The sequence below is a fragment of the Aeromonas sp. 1805 genome, assembly GCF_013085525.1.
Lineage (GTDB): Bacteria > Pseudomonadota > Gammaproteobacteria > Enterobacterales > Aeromonadaceae > Aeromonas > Aeromonas hydrophila.
The window spans coordinates 2,232,641-2,248,705 of sequence record NZ_CP038515.1; the positions used below are offsets into that span (position 1 = coordinate 2,232,641).

Annotated in this window: 13 protein-coding genes and 1 pseudogene; 12 read left to right on the forward strand and 2 right to left on the reverse strand. The window is 60.5% G+C overall.

The annotated features are described in order from the left end of the window. Nucleotides 1-8 precede the first annotated feature (8 nt). The 3 genes and pseudogenes from E5E96_RS10645 to tppA all read left to right on the forward strand — a co-directional run bounded on the left by E5E96_RS10645 (nt 9) and on the right by tppA (nt 4,259). Complete coding sequence (locus E5E96_RS10645; RefSeq protein WP_080688822.1) at nt 9-485, forward strand: PilX N-terminal domain-containing pilus assembly protein; 477 nt, start codon at nt 9-11, stop codon at nt 483-485. A 1,586-nt stretch (nt 486-2,071) separates the two neighbouring features. Continuing rightward, nucleotides 2,072-3,849 (forward strand): annotated as a pseudogene (locus E5E96_RS22505) (pilus assembly protein). 8 nt (nt 3,850-3,857) lie between these two features. Beyond that, entirely contained in the window at nt 3,858-4,259 is a 402-nt protein-coding gene (gene tppA / locus E5E96_RS10655) for a type IVa pilus pseudopilin TppA (RefSeq protein ID WP_160837170.1), read from the forward strand. Between the two features lie 4 nt (nt 4,260-4,263). Here the strand turns inward: tppA and E5E96_RS10660 are convergent, their stop codons facing one another. Then, nucleotides 4,264-4,650: a type IV pilin protein gene (locus E5E96_RS10660; protein ID WP_171282117.1), complete on the reverse strand. Its 387-nt coding sequence runs from the start codon at nt 4,648-4,650 to the stop codon at nt 4,264-4,266. A 94-nt stretch (nt 4,651-4,744) separates the two neighbouring features. Between E5E96_RS10660 and E5E96_RS10665 the strand changes: the two genes are divergently transcribed. The 8 genes from E5E96_RS10665 (at nt 4,745) to luxS (ending at nt 12,333) form a co-directional block, all read left to right on the forward strand. Next, nucleotides 4,745-5,281, forward strand: a complete 537-nt coding sequence (locus E5E96_RS10665) for a GspH/FimT family pseudopilin (RefSeq protein ID WP_045529158.1) — start codon at nt 4,745-4,747, stop codon at nt 5,279-5,281. Continuing rightward, nucleotides 5,272-5,895 carry a PilW family protein gene (locus tag E5E96_RS10670; protein WP_171282118.1) on the forward strand — a complete coding sequence of 208 codons (624 nt, stop codon included), beginning with the start codon at nt 5,272-5,274 and terminating at the stop codon, nt 5,893-5,895. The genes E5E96_RS10665 and E5E96_RS10670 overlap by 10 nt, the downstream gene beginning before the upstream one ends. Before the next feature lies 1 nt (nt 5,896). Next, nucleotides 5,897-6,994: a PilX N-terminal domain-containing pilus assembly protein gene (locus tag E5E96_RS10675; RefSeq protein WP_029301968.1), complete on the forward strand. Its 1,098-nt coding sequence runs from the start codon at nt 5,897-5,899 to the stop codon at nt 6,992-6,994. A 12-nt stretch (nt 6,995-7,006) separates the two neighbouring features. Beyond that, on the forward strand, nt 7,007-9,106 hold the full coding sequence (locus E5E96_RS10680) for a prepilin-type N-terminal cleavage/methylation domain-containing protein (protein ID WP_171282119.1): 2,100 nt from the start codon (nt 7,007-7,009) through the stop codon (nt 9,104-9,106). 73 nt (nt 9,107-9,179) lie between these two features. Further along, nucleotides 9,180-10,802, forward strand: coding sequence for an NAD+ synthase (locus E5E96_RS10685; RefSeq protein WP_171282120.1), 1,623 nt, complete (start codon nt 9,180-9,182; stop codon nt 10,800-10,802). A gap of 9 nt (nt 10,803-10,811) precedes the next feature. Then, nucleotides 10,812-11,150 carry a nitrogen regulatory protein P-II gene (gene glnB / locus E5E96_RS10690; RefSeq protein ID WP_005308848.1) on the forward strand — a complete coding sequence of 113 codons (339 nt, stop codon included), beginning with the start codon at nt 10,812-10,814 and terminating at the stop codon, nt 11,148-11,150. A 61-nt stretch (nt 11,151-11,211) separates the two neighbouring features. Next, nucleotides 11,212-11,805: a transglycosylase SLT domain-containing protein gene (locus E5E96_RS10695; RefSeq protein WP_272481394.1), complete on the forward strand. Its 594-nt coding sequence runs from the start codon at nt 11,212-11,214 to the stop codon at nt 11,803-11,805. 18 nt (nt 11,806-11,823) lie between these two features. Then, nucleotides 11,824-12,333 (forward strand): S-ribosylhomocysteine lyase, encoded by a 510-nt coding sequence (gene luxS, locus E5E96_RS10700; RefSeq protein ID WP_011704660.1) that lies wholly within the window; start codon nt 11,824-11,826, stop codon nt 12,331-12,333. A 62-nt stretch (nt 12,334-12,395) separates the two neighbouring features. Here the strand turns inward: luxS and E5E96_RS10705 are convergent, their stop codons facing one another. After that, nucleotides 12,396-13,418 (reverse strand): GGDEF domain-containing protein, encoded by a 1,023-nt coding sequence (locus E5E96_RS10705; RefSeq protein WP_024944559.1) that lies wholly within the window; start codon nt 13,416-13,418, stop codon nt 12,396-12,398. Between the two features lie 134 nt (nt 13,419-13,552). Between E5E96_RS10705 and rnr the strand changes: the two genes are divergently transcribed. Next, a complete protein-coding gene (gene rnr / locus E5E96_RS10710) occupies nt 13,553-15,952 on the forward strand; it encodes a ribonuclease R (protein ID WP_171282121.1) in 2,400 nt (799 codons plus the stop codon). Nucleotides 15,953-16,065 lie beyond the last annotated feature (113 nt).

A 16,065-nucleotide genomic window follows, 5' to 3' on the forward strand; every position in this document is an offset into this window, starting at 1 on the left:
AGGGAGGCATGATGGCTCGACAAGGGGGAATGGCGTTGGTGATCAGCCTGATTTTTCTTGCGGTGGTGAGCCTGTTGGCGATGGCCAGCATGCAGAGCGCCCTGCTGCAGGAGAAGATGGCGGGCAACCAGAAGGAGTCACAGCAGGCGCTGCAGGCGGCGGAGGCGGCGCTGCGTGCTGCCGAGCGCTATCTGGAGGCGGGCAGTTCAGGTCCCTACGACAACAGTGCCGGCCTCTATGAGTTCGTCAGCGTGGCGGTGGATCCCGCCTCTCCTTCCACGGCCTGGCGCACCTATGCCAATAGCGGCCTAACCGGACGGGCCCCCGAATATTTCATCGAGCGGTTGCCCTATACCCAGGGCAGCAACGAGAGTCTGGCGGTTGACGAGCCCATCAGCGAGCGCCGCCTCTATCGCATCACGGCAAGGGGATTCGGACTCTCGGACGAGAGCCGGGTGCTGTTGCAATCGACCTACAGCCGCTAGGAGAACAACCCATGCGTGCATCTGGCTACGGACTCTCGGCCCTGCTGCTCTGCTCCCAGGTGCAGGCAGCCCTCGACATCGCCCAGGTTCCCCTCTATCTGGGTACCCGGGCCGAACCCAACATCATGTTCAGCCTCGATGACTCAGGTTCGATGCACTTCGAGTTGATGCCGGAGGGGTTGATCGAGAACAGTGCCCGCTACGTCTATCCCAGAGCCGACAACGTCTATGGCAGCGAGGATTATGACAACCGGACCGTAACCTTCACCAGCAACAACGACCGCAACGCTTATACCCGCTCAAGCAACAACAACAAACTCTACTACAACCCGCAGCAGAGCTATCGGCCCTGGGCCAAGGCGGACGGCACCCTGATGGCGAATGTCAGCATCAGCTGCGCACCGCACAACCCCTTCAATACCACGGCCGGCTGTCGTGATCTGACCAAGAACAACCGCTCCAAGTCCCTGCGTTACTACACCGGGTTCTCCTCCACCGATTACAACGACGATGAAACCTTCTGGCCTGCCGTCTACTTTGCCTACAAGGGCAGTGGCGACGTGAAGAAGGTGGGCAGCTATACCCGGGTCGAGATAAAGTCCGGCAGTACCTATGGCGGGCGCCCCAATCGCAGCGATTGCAAGAGCGCCCCCGTTTGTACCTATGACGAGGAGATCCAGAACTTCGCCAACTGGTACACCTACTACCGCTCCCGGATCCTGGCGGCTCGTGCCGGGGTCGGCCGTGCTTTTGCTAGCCAGGGGCAGGCCCTGCGGGTGGGGTTTGCCACCATCAATGCCAGCGGCAGCGTGATCCGTGGGGTCGCGCCTTTTTCCGGCACCGATCGCAGCGCTTTTTTCAGCGACCTCTATAGCCGCGATATTCCGGCCGCCGGCACGCCGCTGCGCACCAGCCTGAAAGATGTGGGGGAGTACTTCTCCCGCACCGACAACAACGGCCCCTGGGCGGCCAGTGCTGGCAGCACCTTGCCCCACCTCACCTGCCGGCAGAGCTACAACATCCTGATGACTGATGGCTACTGGAACGGGGATACCCCCTCGGTAGGGGATCTGGACAAGGATGGCTACAGCAATACACTGGCCGACGTGGCCTACAAATACTGGAAAACCGACCTGCGTGCCGATCTGGCCGACAAGGTGCCGACCAGCACGGCGGATCCTGCCAACTGGCAGCATCTGGTCAACTTTACCGTTGGACTCGGGGTCAACGGGTCGCTCAATCCGGCCAACGGTATCCCAAACAGCTGGCCCAATCCCCATGATCCGGATGACAAGGAGTACAAGAACGCGACCTACATTCCGGAGTACAAGATTGATGATCTCTGGCACGCGGCACTCAACAGCAAGGGCAGCTTTTTCAGCGCGGGCGACCCCGACATCTTTGCCGCAGCCCTGAGCAGCACCCTGGCCCAGATCGCGGCCCGCAACAGCTCCGCCAGCTCGGTGACCGCCAACGCCACCCGGCTGGACAGCAACACCCACATCTACCAGGCCCGCTACAACAGCGGCGACTGGTCGGGGCAACTCATCTCCATTCCCCTCAACAGCGATGGGTCGCTGGGCAACATGGCCTGGGATGCCGCAACCCTGATCCCGTCACACACCTCCCGCAGCATCTTTACTCGACAAAACGGTGTCGGCATTCCCTTCACCTGGACCGATCTCAATGCCACCAACCGTGCCTTGTTCAACCTTGCCGGCGACAGCCAGGGGGAAAACCGGGTTGCCTACTTGCGCGGCGATCGCAGTCGCGAGCAGAGCAATGGCGGTCTGTTTCGCAGCCGCAGCGATCTGCTGGGGGACATCATCAACTCGGATCCCGTTTATGTCGGCAGCCGGGATTACGGCTACGGCAGCGCTACCGGCCTGACCCAGACGGAGCGCGACGGTTATCTGAGTTTCCTCGGTTCGACGGCTATTCGCAGCCGCACCCCCATGCTCTACGTGGGGGCCAATGACGGCATGCTGCATGGTTTCAGGGTCGCCAACGGGGTGGAGACCCTGGCCTACATTCCTGCCAGCCTGTTGGGGGATTTGAATCTGCTCACCAAACCGGACTACAGCCATCGTTACTATGTCGATGGCACGGCCAAGGTAGGCGATGCCTATCTTGGCAGCAGCTGGAAAACCGTGCTGCTGGGATCGACCGGTGCCGGTGGCAAGGCCGTGTTTGCCATCGACGTGACGGCGCCGGACAACTTCACCGCCGACAAGATGCTGTGGGAGTTTACCAATACCGAGATGGGGGTGGCGCTGGCGGCACCGACCCTGGTTCGGGTCAAATCCGGCAACAAATGGGTGGCGCTGGTGGCCAACGGCTACAACAGCACCAGCCAAACGGCGCGCCTGTTCGTGCTGGATCTGGCGACCGGCGCGGTGATCAAGGAGATAGACACCCAGGTGGGCTCGGCCAGCGAGCCCAATGGTCTCTCATCCCCTTGCCGGTAGACGAGGATGGCGATCGGGTGGCGGACTATGTCTACGCCGGTGACCTGCAAGGCAATCTGTGGAAATTCGATCTGACCGACAACAACAGCGCCCAGTGGGGGAGTGCCTTCAAGACCGGCAACAAGCCAAAACCGCTGTTTCAGGCGTGCAACGGAACCTGCTCCGCCAGCACGCGTCAACCCGTCACCATGCGCCCGCTGGCCATCCGTCATCCCAAGGGGGGCATCATGGTATTGATGGGGACGGGCAGCTATTTCACCAATGACGACAAGTTGCTGCCGGCGACCCCCAGGCTGGAGGCCGTCTACGGCATCTGGGATACGGGGGCTAGCGTGCTCAGCAGCCAGCTGTTGCAGCAGAGCATTACCCACGAGTATTCCGCCAATGGCACCACCATCAAGTTCAACGTCAGGGTGGTGTCCAACACGGCGGTCAACTACACCAGCCAGAAAGGGTGGTATCTGGTGCTCAAATCCCCTGCGTTGAGCAAGGGGGTGGGGGAGCGAGCCGTGTCAGAGATGCTTTATCGCAACAAGCGGCTGATCTTCAACACCCTGATCCCCTCGGCGGACGCTTGTGACTTCGGTGGGCGCTCCTGGTTGATGGAGCTGGATCCCGTTTCGGGAGCGCGTTTGACCTACTCGGTGTTTGACGTCAATGGCGATGGCGCGGTCAACGATGACGACTATGTGGGGATCAAGGACAGTGGCGGCAACGACATCAAGGTGCCGGTCAGCGGCAAGCAGTTTGATGAGCTCACCACGACGCCGAGCGTGGTGGAAGATGCCGACATGGAGCGCAAGTACATCAGTGGCTCCAGCGGCAACATTTCGGTCACGCTGGAAGAGGGGGCGGGTGATCTGGGTGGTCGCCAGTCCTGGTTGCAACTGGAGTAGAGGTGGAGATGGTGCGTGGATTTTCCCTGATGGAACTGATGATTGCGGTAGCCGTGATGGCCATTCTGACCGTGATTGCCTATCCCAGTTACAACAGCTACATGGCCTCTGCCAAGCGGGCAGAGGCCAAGGCCGCCCTGCTGGAGGCGGCGCAATACATGGAGCGACAGTTTACCGCTGACGGCAATTATGATGGTGGCAACCTGGTCTCCGCCGGGCTGGCTACCTTGCCCAGGGATGGCGGGACTGCCTATTACAATCTGGCGCTCAATGCCAGCGGCGCCAGCTATACCCTGACGGCGATCCCGACCGGGGTGATGAACGGCGATCCTTGCGGCCTGCTGACCCTTGATCAGGGCGGACAGCAGGGGGTATCGATGGCCAGCATGACGGCAGCCGAGTGCTGGTAGTCTGTCACCAGCAGGCGGCAGGAGTCTTGGTATCGGCCTTGTTGAGGGTCAGTGTATCGCAGGCGGTGCTGCCGCTCTTGTCGCCTGCTTGTGCCCCCTTGCTGGTGGCGATCAGGGTGTAGCTGGTGGCGGTGGCACCTGAAATGGAGAAGTCATAGTAGCTGCTGGTGGGGTTGCCCACTTGGGAGGGGGTGGCGCTGTAACTGGTATTGGAAACCCGGAACTCTTCCTGTTTCAGCTGCATGCTGAGCAAGCCCTTGAGCGCTTCGGCCCGGCGGGATTTGCGCAAGCCATCGGTGAAGCTGGGATAGGCAACAGACGCTATGATGGCGACGATGGCGACCACGACGATCAGTTCAAGCAAGGTGATTCCGGACTGTTTGATTCTCATGGGGCGGCATGCTTCGTGAAACAGGTTGATACTATAGGATAGTACTGACAGTAGACCCTACTGGCACGTGCAAAAAGAAAGGAGTCTTGAGCTGATGGAAGGCAGAAAGGGCAGATCCGCCGGTTTTACCCTGATAGAGCTGATGGTTGCCCTGTCCTTGGTCGCCCTGTTGCTGACCGTGGCCATCCCCAGTTATCAATCCCTGCGTCAGGATCAGATGGTCAAGGCAGCGACCCAGGCGGTCTACACGGACATGATGCTGCTCAAGTCCGAAGCGCTCAAACGCAACAGTAATTTGCAAATGATCCTGTTCAACAGCGGTACCGACAGCTGGTGCTATCGCATCAGCATCGATGGCAGTTGCGCCAGTTGCAGCGACACCTGTTCCAGCATCGAGGGGCGCAAAGGCGCTGATGCCAGTGAATTTCCCGGGATCATTCTGACGGGCACCTACACGGAGTCCTCAAGCCAGATACGTCCCATCAGCTTCTCCCCCCGGCGCGGTACCTTGCCAAGCGGCAGCATCACGGTGAGCTCCTCGGCCGCCAGTATGAAGGTTGTCACCAACAACCTTGGGCGGGTACGTACCTGTGCCGTCAGCAACCTGGCGGGGGAGGTGGCATGCAACTGAAAGTGCGGGGTTTCAACCTGGTCGAGTTGATGGTGGCCATGGTGGCGGGCTTGCTGCTGGTGGCCGCAGTCATTTCGCTGTTTGCCACCATTCTCAAGGCCAATTACACCGCCATGCAGACCAGCCGCCTGAATCAGGAAGTTCAGTTGCTGACGGACATGATGGCTCGAGACATCCAGCGAGCCGGGTATGATGCCAACGCCACCCAGTTTCTTGCCGCCCCTTCTGGCAGCCGATCCAGCTTCTACTTTGATACGGCCACGGACCTGATGAATGAAACCGCGACGGGATCCGGCCTGTATACCTGTATCAGGGTGCGCTATGACAACGATGAAAATGGAGTGCTGAGCAGCGATGACACCCTGGTTTACAGCTACAGCACTGCTGACAAGGGGATCAAGCAGGGGACCGGTACCACGACCTGCGGTAATGGTAGTCTGATCTCCAGCGACGATACCGTAGAAATCACCGCCATGACGTTCAGGCTCCTGCCAAGCAGTCAGGTCAGCGGGGCTAGGGCGCTGCAATTGATGGTGAGCGGGCGGTTCAAGGCCACGCCGGCACTGACGCTGAATCTGCAGCGGGATATTAAACTGCGCAATGATGGGTACTGACATGAGCCGACAAGCCGGTTTTACCACCTTCACCATCACTTTGTTGCTGGTGCTGATCCTGCTGGGCATTTCACTGCTGGTTGGCAAGATGCTGGTGGCCGATCGGCGAGTGACCCTCAACGAGGTGCTTTATCGTCAGGCCATGGCAATGGCGGAAGTGGGTCTGGCCGATGGACTGGGACGGTTGACGCTGGACCCGAGCTGGAGGACCAGCGGGGCCACGACTACCTTGACCACGGGCAGCTATACCCTGTCATCTTCTGACGATACCGCCATCACGGTGGGGTCGGTGGTCGTGACGCCGATAAGGGTTCGTTCCCAGGCGACTCTCAGCAACAGCCAGGCCCAGGCGGCAGTCGAAACCAAGGTTGTACGTTTCAGCGTACTGGCCGGCTCTCCTGCTGCACCTCTGACCGTGGCTGGCGGCATGGCGGTCGGCGGCAACTTCACCATAGTAGCCAATCCCAATGGTGGCGGGCTGGGGGTACCACTGTCGGTCTGGACCAGCGGCAACGTCGATCTGATAACGGGGACCGGACAGACCTGTCATCAGGGGGACTACGACGGCGGCTGTTCGGCCAACATCAGCCAGAAGGGCGACAAGCAGCCGGATATCAAGGATAACGATACTGCCTTCCCGACCGATCTGGTCTGGTATCTGTTCAATGAAAAGGATGATGCCAACGGCTGGGCCAATCTGGAGGCCAGGGCGACCCAGAAGCTGACGGACTGCAGCTCGCTTGGTCCTGCCTCAACCGGCCTCATCATTGTGGATGGGGATTGCAAGCCCTCCTCCAACGTCGGCTCCGCAACGGCGCCTGTGATTCTCATCGTGCGCAATGGCAATCTGGCGGTCAACGGCAATACGGTGCTGTATGGCTTGGTATTTGCCTACTCATCCAACCCCGCAGCCGCCGGGACTGACGTGAAGCTGACCGGTGGGGCCATCGTGTATGGCGCCATGGTTTCCAACTATCAACTGGGCAACGCCAACGGTACCTACGATGCCAAGTATGATGCCAGTGTCCTGAGCAACATCTCGAATGGCGCCGCATTCCAGATCGTCAATCAGGTGCCCGGCAGCTGGCGAGACTGGTAAGGGGATATGGAGATGAAAGGGCAAAAAGGATTTGGCCTGCTGGAGATCCTGATCACGATGGTGGTGCTGGGAGTAGGCATTGTCGGCCTGGTCGCCATGTCCAAGTCGGCTCTGACGGTTTCGCAGGATGGCCGGCGTTATGAGACGGCGATGAGACTGGCGGAGTCCAAGCTGGATGAGTTTCGCAATTTCAATGGCGTGGTGAGTGCAACCGCGCCGCTGACGGCCTACAACCAGATAGCCTCGGCCAGTGCAGCCGTGACTCTGTCGGGTGAGGCCTACTCGGTGGGATGGACGGTGACCAATCAGTACCTGAATGGCTCAACCTGGCAGAACGTGGCCCCGGCGGGCTATCGCCTGAGTTACCCGGGCCGCAAGGCGATCACGGTCAACGTCGGGTGGACGGACAGTGAAGGGCAGGCTCAGGCGCTGCAACTGGCCGGCAATGTTTCGCCCATCGAATCCTTGAGCTCCGATCAGCTGGATGGTGGTCTGAATACAGCGAGGCAGGGCCCCAAGGTCAACTACACCCCCGGGGTGGCGCCTGACGTCATCTCGGTGGAGCTGGGGGATGGCAACAAGCAGGAGACCAGCAAGCCACTGCCGACCGTGACATCCAAAGATGGTCTGGTGGGCAAGCTGGTCCAGTTCGAGACGGTGACTTACAAACCCGCAGCGGACGGCAATACCCAGCAGGTGCTGCAGGACATGGCATCCGTCTCCTGTTCTTGTAGTTATGGCTCCAGCCTGAGCGCCTACCTGCCGGGTCAGGCCTACAGTTCAGCCAGCAACCAGCTCTATTGGAAATCAGGCTCGCTGCAGACCAAGACCACGGGGATGCTCGACAGCAGCGTCAATGGCCAGCCCGCGCTCTGCACCAGCTGCTGCAAGGATCACTTCGATGGCAGTGGCTCCAGCTTCACCAACTTTTATGCTCCGCTCAACACCAGCCGGGTACGCTACAGCAGCAGCCTCAGCACGGCGAACAGCGGCAAGTACGTGGATGCCTGCCGTTTCGTCCGGTTGGATGGCTATTATCGCCCCCTGCCTGACTGGAACCTGGTCAAGGTAGTGGTGACCACGGCCGATTTCCTGGCCAAACCAGCGAACCAGGCCAGTTATCAGAAATACATCAAGTATGTGGTCAAGACCTACATCGACTGGCAGAAGTCGACCCTGAACTGGACCCAGGGTGCCTCCGCCACCTTGCCTACCATCACCGATTTTTCAGTCTGGCTGGCTACCAACGCGGAAGCCGGGGGCGATACCACGACCGGGATCACCGTCAATACGGGTACGGCGCAGCTCATCGCCCGCGGCATCTATGTGGATGTGCTGGACCCTGTCTATCTGGTGGGGATTGATACCAGCGCGGTGGACTATCTGACCAAGGTGCCGTTTCAGGACATCAACCTGACCATGCTGGCGGAGTGGGCCATGGCTCCGCAGAGCTTGTTGACGGGCAATGCCACCGACTATGCCGCCGTCACCAACGAGACGGTCAAGACGGTGGTGGATCTCAACAACTACTATTTCGGCAGTTACAGCCGCGGCTACATGACGGCGAAGAAATCGACCAAGGACAGCAACCAGGTGCTGCAGAGCGTCACCGTGCGTGTCACTGCCTATCAGGGGAATTCCGGCATCACGGCTTCGCTCATCTCGCCACGGGACCAGTCGCTGGCGCAGACGGCGGACATGCTGGTCAAGGTGGATACAGGATCGCAGACGGTACCGACCGTCAGTGTCAGTGGCTGGATCCAGTGTCTGACCCGAGGGACGGGTGGTAAGAATCCCCCACCGGTAGCGTGCAGCAAGAATACGTTCAACAGGTTGAGCATCACGACTCCCAACTCCGGGGCGACCTGCCGCATCGACTATCCACAGGCCAACAATCAGCCTGCAGCTTATCTGTGTACAGCCCCGGCGAACTCGACGCTGGCCATCAACCTTGCCTATTCCAACCAGGGCAGCACCACCTATATGTTGCAGCCACCCTCCTTCAGCGTGCAGATGACGCAACAGTCCAACAATCAGGTGTTGAGCGGCCCCTGTTCACTGCTGGTGGACAACGGAGTGACCAACGCGACCAGCCTGACTTGCACCCCTTGAGCCTTGGGCGCTGGCACAGCCAGCGCCTTTTCTTTATCATTCCCCATCATTTTCGAATTCAAGATGCATCGCCATGGCAAAAGCCCTCTCTCTGATGCTTGCCCAGTTGAATCTGACGGTAGGCGCCATCGAAGATAACTGTGACAAGGTACTGGCGGCAGCCGCCGATGCCGATCGGCAAGGCGCCGATCTGCTGGTCTGCTCCGAACTGGCTCTGACCGGCTATCCACCGGAAGATCTGCTGCTGCGCGCCGATCTGATGATCCGGGTGGAGGCTGCCCTGGCCCACATCGCGGCATGGCAGGGGGCTTGCGCCATTCTGGTGGGTCACCCCTGGCGCGATGGGGAGGCACTCTACAACGCCGCCTCCCTCTACGAGCAAGGCAAGCTGGTCGCACGCTACTTCAAGCAGGATCTGCCCAACTACGGGGTATTCGACGAGAAGCGCTACTTCACTGCGGCAACCGAGACCTGCGTGGTCCCCTTCCGTGGTCATCAGCTGGGGTTGCTCATCTGTGAAGACCTCTGGCAGCCGGGCCCTGCGCTGGCCGCCAAGGCGGCGGGAGCCGAGCTGCTGCTCACCATCAATGCCTCACCCTATGATCAGGAGAAACCCTGGATCCGCCGCGAGCTGATGGCCGAGCGCTGCGATCAGACCGGTCTGCCGTTGGTCTACCTCAATCAGGTATGTGGTCAGGACGAGCTGATTTTCGACGGCTGCTCCAAGGTGTTCAACAGCCAGGGTGAGCTGACCCACAAGCTGGCTCCGTTTGCCGAAGAGCTGGCGCTGGTGCGCTTTGCTGATGGGCAGCCGGTGAAAGAGCGGGAACCCGCAGCGCCGCTGGAACCATTGGCCGAGACCTATCAGGCGCTGGTGCTGGCGGTGCACGACTACGTCACCAAGAACGGCTTCCACGGCGCCGTGCTGGGCCTCTCCGGCGGCATCGACTCGGCACTGACCCTGGCCATCGCGGCTGATGCCATCGGCGCGGACAAGGTGCAGGCGGTGATGATGCCGTTCCGCTACACCGCCCAGATGAGTGTGGAAGATGCCAAGGAGCAGGCCGAGCGGATGGGGGTGGAGTTCAACATCATCTCCATCGAGCCGATGTTCGAGGGCTTTATGGCCCAGCTGGCACCGCTGTTTGAGGGCACTGCTCGCGACACTACCGAAGAGAACCTGCAGGCCCGCTGCCGTGGCGTGTTGTTGATGGCGCTCTCCAACAAGCGTCGCCGCATCGTGCTGACCACCGGCAACAAGAGTGAGATGGCGGTCGGCTATGCCACCCTGTACGGCGACATGGCCGGCGGCTTCGACGTGCTGAAAGATGTGCCCAAGACGCTGGTCTTCAAGCTGTGCGAATACCGCAATTCCGTCGATTATGTGATCCCGCTGCGGGTCATCGACCGCCCGCCTTCGGCAGAATTGGCGCCGGACCAGGTGGATCAGGACAGCCTGCCGCCCTATGACATCCTGGATGCCATCCTCAAGCGCTATGTGGAAGAAGATGCCTCCGTGGCTGACATGGTGGCGGAGGGCTTCGAAGAGACGGTGGTGCGCAAGGTGATCCGGCTGGTGGATCTCAACGAATACAAGCGCCGTCAGGCGGCGGTCGGGCCCCGCATCACGGCCCGCAACTTTGGTAAGGATCGCCGTTACCCCATCACGTCCGGGTTTGGCAAACAGAACTGGTAAGGAGTCACCATGAAGAAGATTGAAGCCATCATCAAACCGTTCAAGCTGGACGATGTGCGCGAGGCCCTGGCCGAGATCGGCATCAACGGCATGACAGTGTCCGAGGTCAAGGGTTTCGGCCGTCAGAAGGGCCACACCGAGCTCTATCGCGGCGCCGAGTACATGGTCGACTTCCTGCCCAAGGTGAAGGTGGAGCTGGTGGTGCAGGACGAGGATCTGGATGCCTGCCTGGAAGCGATCCAGAACACCGCCCGCACTGGCAAGATTGGTGACGGCAAGATCTTCGTCTGCGAGGTGGAGCGCGTCATTCGTATCCGTACCGGCGAAGAGAACGAAGACGCCATCTGATGAGATGGCAGAGCCTCGTGATGAGCCAACGAATGGAGACTCGATCCCGCTGATGTCCTGGATGCGCCTCGTTGCGGTGGCCGGCCTGCTGGCCGGTCTGACCGCCTGTAGTACCCGGCCGCCGGCCCAGCCGGAAAACCTGTGCCAGATCTTTCGCGAGAAGCCGGAGTGGCACAAGGCGGCGCTCAAGATGAACGAGAAGTGGGGAACCCCGATCCAGGTGGTGATGGCCATGATGTATCAGGAGTCCTCCTTCGTTCACGATGCCCAGCCGCCGATGCAGTATTTCCTCTTCATCCCGACCGGGCGGGCCAGCTCCGCCTACGGCTATGCCCAAGTCAAGGATGAAACCTGGGCCGACTACCAGCGGGAAACCGGCAACGGCTGGAGCGATCGCGACGACTTTGCCGACGCCATCGACTTCATGGGCTGGTACACTCACAAGGCCCAGCGGCTGAACGGCACCTCCAAGTGGGATGCGTATGGCCAGTATCTCAACTATCACGAAGGGTGGGGTGGCTATCGGCGTGGCAGCTACCGCAGCAAGGGATGGCTGATGAAGACATCCCGCAAGGTAGAGGCCCGCGCCCAGCGCTACGGCGCCCAGTATCGACAATGCAAGGATCAGCTCTCCAGCGGGGGCTGGTTCTGGTAACCAAATCAGGAGTCAGAAATGCCGTTATTGGACAGTTTTACCGTTGACCACACCCGCATGGCTGCGCCAGCGGTGCGTGTGGCCAAGACCATGCAGACCCCGAACAAGGACACCATCACAGTGTTCGATCTGCGTTTCTGTGTGCCGAACCAGGAGATCCTCTCCGAGCGCGGCATCCACACCCTCGAGCACCTGTTTGCCGGCTTCATGCGTGATCACCTGAACGGCAACGGGGTGGAGATCATCGATATCTCCCCCATGGGTTGCCGGACCGGCTTCTACATGAGCCTGATCGGTGCGCCGGACGAAGCCCGGGTCGGTGCCGCCTGGCAGGCCGCCATGAGCGACGTGCTGACCGTGCAGGAGCAGGGCAAGATCCCCGAGCTGAACGAATACCAGTGCGGTACCTACAGCATGCACTCACTGGAAGAGGCCCATGCCATCGCCCGCCACGTGCTGGAGCGCGGCATCGGCGTCAACCGCAATGACGAGCTGGCCCTGCCGGAAGAGAAGCTGAAAAGCCTCTGATCCCTGAATGGCAAACATGAAAAAGGCCGGTCATTGACCGGCCTTTTTGTGTGCTGACGAAATCAGGATGGCAGCGGCATTACCCGGTTGCGACCAAGCTCCTTGGCCTTGTAGAGCAGCTTGTCGGTGCGTTCGACCAGGCTGTCGCCCGTCTCCTGACCGCTGTATTCACCCACCCCGAACGAGGCGGTGATGTGGTCGATACGCCGGCCCGACTTGCGATCCAGGATCGACATCTTTTCGATGGCCCGGCGCAGGCTTTCCGCCATCTGACGGCTCAGCGCCAGACTGCGCATGGGGACCAGCAGGGCAAACTCTTCGCCGCCGAGGCGGTAGGCGGTGACGCCCTCCTTGCAGGTTTCCCGCAGCCGCTTGCTGAAGGCGCGTAGCACCTGGTCTCCCAGCAGGTGGCCATATTCGTCGTTGAAGCTCTTGAAGCGGTCTATGTCCGACAGGATCAGGGAGAAGGGCTGCTTGCTGCGGATCAGGCTTTCTATCTCCAGATCGAAGGCGCGCCGGTTGAGCAGGCTGGTGAGGGCATCCTCGTTGGCCAGCTTGCGAGTCTCGTTGAGCGCCTCGCGTAGCTCCTTGATCTCCTTCTCGGCGCTGCTGAGCTGGTTGCGAAAGTGCATGGTGGACATGCGCACGTCCCGCGACTCGCGCACCAGATCTCGCAGGATCCCCATGGTGTCTTCCAGGCTGAGCCCCTCGTCGTCGATGAGGCTCAGCCGATCGAAGCTCTTGTCGAGCATGTCCTGAAACATGCCGGTGTCGGAGAGGGCATCCTGCATGGTGTGGCCAAGCTCGTTGGCCATGGCGGCCAGGTTGAGCTTCATGGTTTCCATCTGCTGCTCATCTTGCGCGGCGAGGTGCTGGTGATAGAGGCGTTCACAGGTGGTGAGAGAGCAGGTTCCCTGCAGCTTGATGGCCTGATCGATGGCCTGATTGAGCTCGGGCATGCTGGCCGCCACGTAGTTATACCAAAGGGTGTAATTATCCGGCGTGGTGGGGATTTGATACTTGATCATCAGGGGAACCGCCTGCTTGAGATAGGCGGCGGATTGGGCGAACGAGTCCTTGCTCATGAGTTCCATGTCTCATCATGCCTGCAAACTGTGCATAGTATGACAGAGAGATTGGCCAAAAGGCAGTCGATGGATGCCATTCGCCCCCCCCTCCGATATAATGGCACCGTTACCACCTACCCTAAGGCCTGCTTATGTCTCAAAAAGATCCTTTCCTCGAACGCGAGGCCGAAAAATACGAGAACCCCATCGCCAGTCGCGAGATGATCCTCGACCTCATCAAGGGCCATGAAAAGCCCATGTCCCGTGAAGAGCTGGCAAAGGTCCTCAAGCTGACCGAAGAAGAGCCGCTGGAAGCCCTGCGCCGTCGTCTGCGCGCCATGGAGCGTGATGGTCAGCTGGTATTCACTCGCAACCAGTGTTACGCCCTGCCGGATCGCCTGAATCTGGTGAAAGGCTACGTGCTCGGCCACAAAGATGGCTTCGGTTTTCTGCGCCCCGAGGGTGGTGGCCCGGATCTGTTCCTGAACAACCGCGAGATGCAGCGCCTGATGCACGGCGACTACGCCCTGGTGCAGCCTACCGAGATCGACCGCAAGGGGCGCCAGGAGGCGCGTCTGGTACGCCTGCTCAAATCCCGTGAAGCGGACATCGTCGGCCGCTACTTCGTCGAGAACGGCGTCGGTTTCGTGGTACCGGATGACAGCCGCATCGGCCAGGACATCATCATCCCGGAAGGGGAGAACAAGGGGGCTCGCCAGAGCCAGGTCGTAGTCGTGCGCATCAATCAGCGCGCCACCGCTCGCTTCAACGCGGTCGGCACCGTCTTGGAGGTGCTGGGTGAAAATATGGCGCCCGGCATGGAGATCGAGATCGCCCTGCGTACCCACGGCATTCCGCACACCTGGCCGGAAGAGGTGACCAAAGAGGTTGCCGGTCTGGGCGAGCAGGTGCCGGAGAAGGCCAAAGAGGGTCGTATCGACCTGCGCGCCCTGCCGTTGGTCACCATCGACGGGGAAGATGCCCGTGACTTCGACGATGCCGTCTTCTGTGAAGCCAAGCGCGGTGGCGGCTGGCGCCTGTGGGTTGCCATTGCCGACGTTTCAGCCTACGTGAAGCCGGGCACCGCCCTCGATACCGAAGCCTATCAGCGCGGCAACTCGGTCTACTTCCCCGAATTCGTGGTGCCCATGCTGCCGGAGGTGCTCTCCAACGGCCTCTGCTCGCTTAACCCGCAGGTTGACCGCCTTTGCATGGTGTGCGAGATGACCATCTCCGCCGCCGGCCGCATGTCCGGCTACAAGTTCTACGAAGCAGTGATGAACTCCCATGCCCGTATGACCTACACCAAGGTGGCGGCAATCCTCGACGGGGATCCCAAGCTGCGTCAGCAGTACGATCCGCTGGTGGGCCATATCGAGGAGCTCAACAACCTCTACAAGGCGCTCAAGCATGCCCGCCATCAACGCGGCGCGGTGGAGTTCGAGAGCGAGGAGACCCGCTTCATCTTCAACGCCCAGCGCAAGATCGACCGCATCGTGCCGCTGGTGCGCAACGACGCCCACAAGATCATCGAAGAGTGCATGATCCAGGCGAACGTGGCTGCCGCCCGTTACATCGAGAAGAACGAGGCTGCCGCCCTGTTCCGGGTGCACGACCGTCCGGGCGAAGAGCGTCTGACCGGTTTCCGCGACTTCCTGGCCGAACTGGGTCTGGAGCTCAAGGGCGGTCTCGAGCCCGAGCCGAAGGATTTCGCCGAGCTGGCTGCCAAGTTTGAAGGGCGCCCGGATGCGGAGCTGCTCTCCACCATGCTGCTGCGCTCCATGCGTCAGGCCATCTATCAGGCCGACAACATAGGTCACTTCGGTCTGGCTCTGAAGTCCTACGCCCACTTCACCTCGCCGATCCGTCGTTACCCCGACCTCATCCTGCACCGTGCGATCAAGTATCAGACCGCCAAGGAGCAGCAGGCCAACCTGCGCCACAAGTGGACCCCGAGCGGTGGTTACCACTACCAGCTGGAAGAAGTGGATCCGATGGGCGAGCACTGCTCCATGACCGAGCGCCGTGCCGACGATGCCACTCGCGATGTGGCCGACTGGCTCAAGTGCGAGTACATGCTGGATCACGTGGGTGACGAGTTCGACGGCGTCATCGCCAGCGTCACCGGCTTTGGCTTCTTCGTGCGTCTGGCCGAGATCCACATCGACGGTCTGGTGCACGTCAGCACCCTCACCAACGACTACTACCAGTTCGACCCGCTGCATCAGCAGCTGATCGGCGAGAACTTCCGCCGCCGCTACCGTCTGGGCGACAAGGTGCGGGTCAAGGTGATGGGCGTCAATCTGGACGATCGCAAGATCGACTTCGTGATGGTGGAAGAGCCCCTCAAGATCACCGGCAAGAACGCCAAGCAGGCGGTTCGCAAGATGGCCGAGATCAAGAAAGAGAAGGCCAAGAGCGCCGAGCGCCACGAAAAGCGCAAAGAGAAAGATGGCAAGGAGAGCGGCAAACCCGCCAAGGGTGGCCGTGCCAAACCCAGCAACAGACGACCGGGCAAAAAAGCTCGCGATAAGGTGAAGGCCAAGGGTTAAGCCCTTGGGCCATGGCCTGGGGCCGGCGCCCCCGAGTCGCGGCCATAAGACGCTGATGACCTCGGGTTATCTCCGACAGAGCCCGATAGTCACAAAGACGAAAAAAATCCGAA

Excerpts from the sequence above, each read along its gene's own strand:
- E5E96_RS10645 (WP_080688822.1), top strand. The coding sequence starts at position 9 with ATGATGGCTCGACAAGGGGGAATGGCGTTGGTGATCAGCCTGATTTTT.
- tppA (WP_160837170.1), top strand. The coding sequence starts at position 3,858 with ATGGTGCGTGGATTTTCCCTGATGGAACTGATGATTGCGGTAGCCGTG.
- E5E96_RS10660 (WP_171282117.1), bottom strand. The coding sequence starts at position 4,650 with ATGAGAATCAAACAGTCCGGAATCACCTTGCTTGAACTGATCGTCGTG.
- E5E96_RS10665 (WP_045529158.1), top strand. The coding sequence starts at position 4,745 with ATGGAAGGCAGAAAGGGCAGATCCGCCGGTTTTACCCTGATAGAGCTG.
- E5E96_RS10670 (WP_171282118.1), top strand. The coding sequence starts at position 5,272 with ATGCAACTGAAAGTGCGGGGTTTCAACCTGGTCGAGTTGATGGTGGCC.
- E5E96_RS10675 (WP_029301968.1), top strand. The coding sequence starts at position 5,897 with ATGAGCCGACAAGCCGGTTTTACCACCTTCACCATCACTTTGTTGCTG.
- E5E96_RS10680 (WP_171282119.1), top strand. The coding sequence starts at position 7,007 with ATGAAAGGGCAAAAAGGATTTGGCCTGCTGGAGATCCTGATCACGATG.
- E5E96_RS10685 (WP_171282120.1), top strand. The coding sequence starts at position 9,180 with ATGGCAAAAGCCCTCTCTCTGATGCTTGCCCAGTTGAATCTGACGGTA.
- glnB (WP_005308848.1), top strand. The coding sequence starts at position 10,812 with ATGAAGAAGATTGAAGCCATCATCAAACCGTTCAAGCTGGACGATGTG.
- E5E96_RS10695 (WP_272481394.1), top strand. The coding sequence starts at position 11,212 with ATGCGCCTCGTTGCGGTGGCCGGCCTGCTGGCCGGTCTGACCGCCTGT.
- luxS (WP_011704660.1), top strand. The coding sequence starts at position 11,824 with ATGCCGTTATTGGACAGTTTTACCGTTGACCACACCCGCATGGCTGCG.
- E5E96_RS10705 (WP_024944559.1), bottom strand. The coding sequence starts at position 13,418 with ATGAGCAAGGACTCGTTCGCCCAATCCGCCGCCTATCTCAAGCAGGCG.
- rnr (WP_171282121.1), top strand. The coding sequence starts at position 13,553 with ATGTCTCAAAAAGATCCTTTCCTCGAACGCGAGGCCGAAAAATACGAG.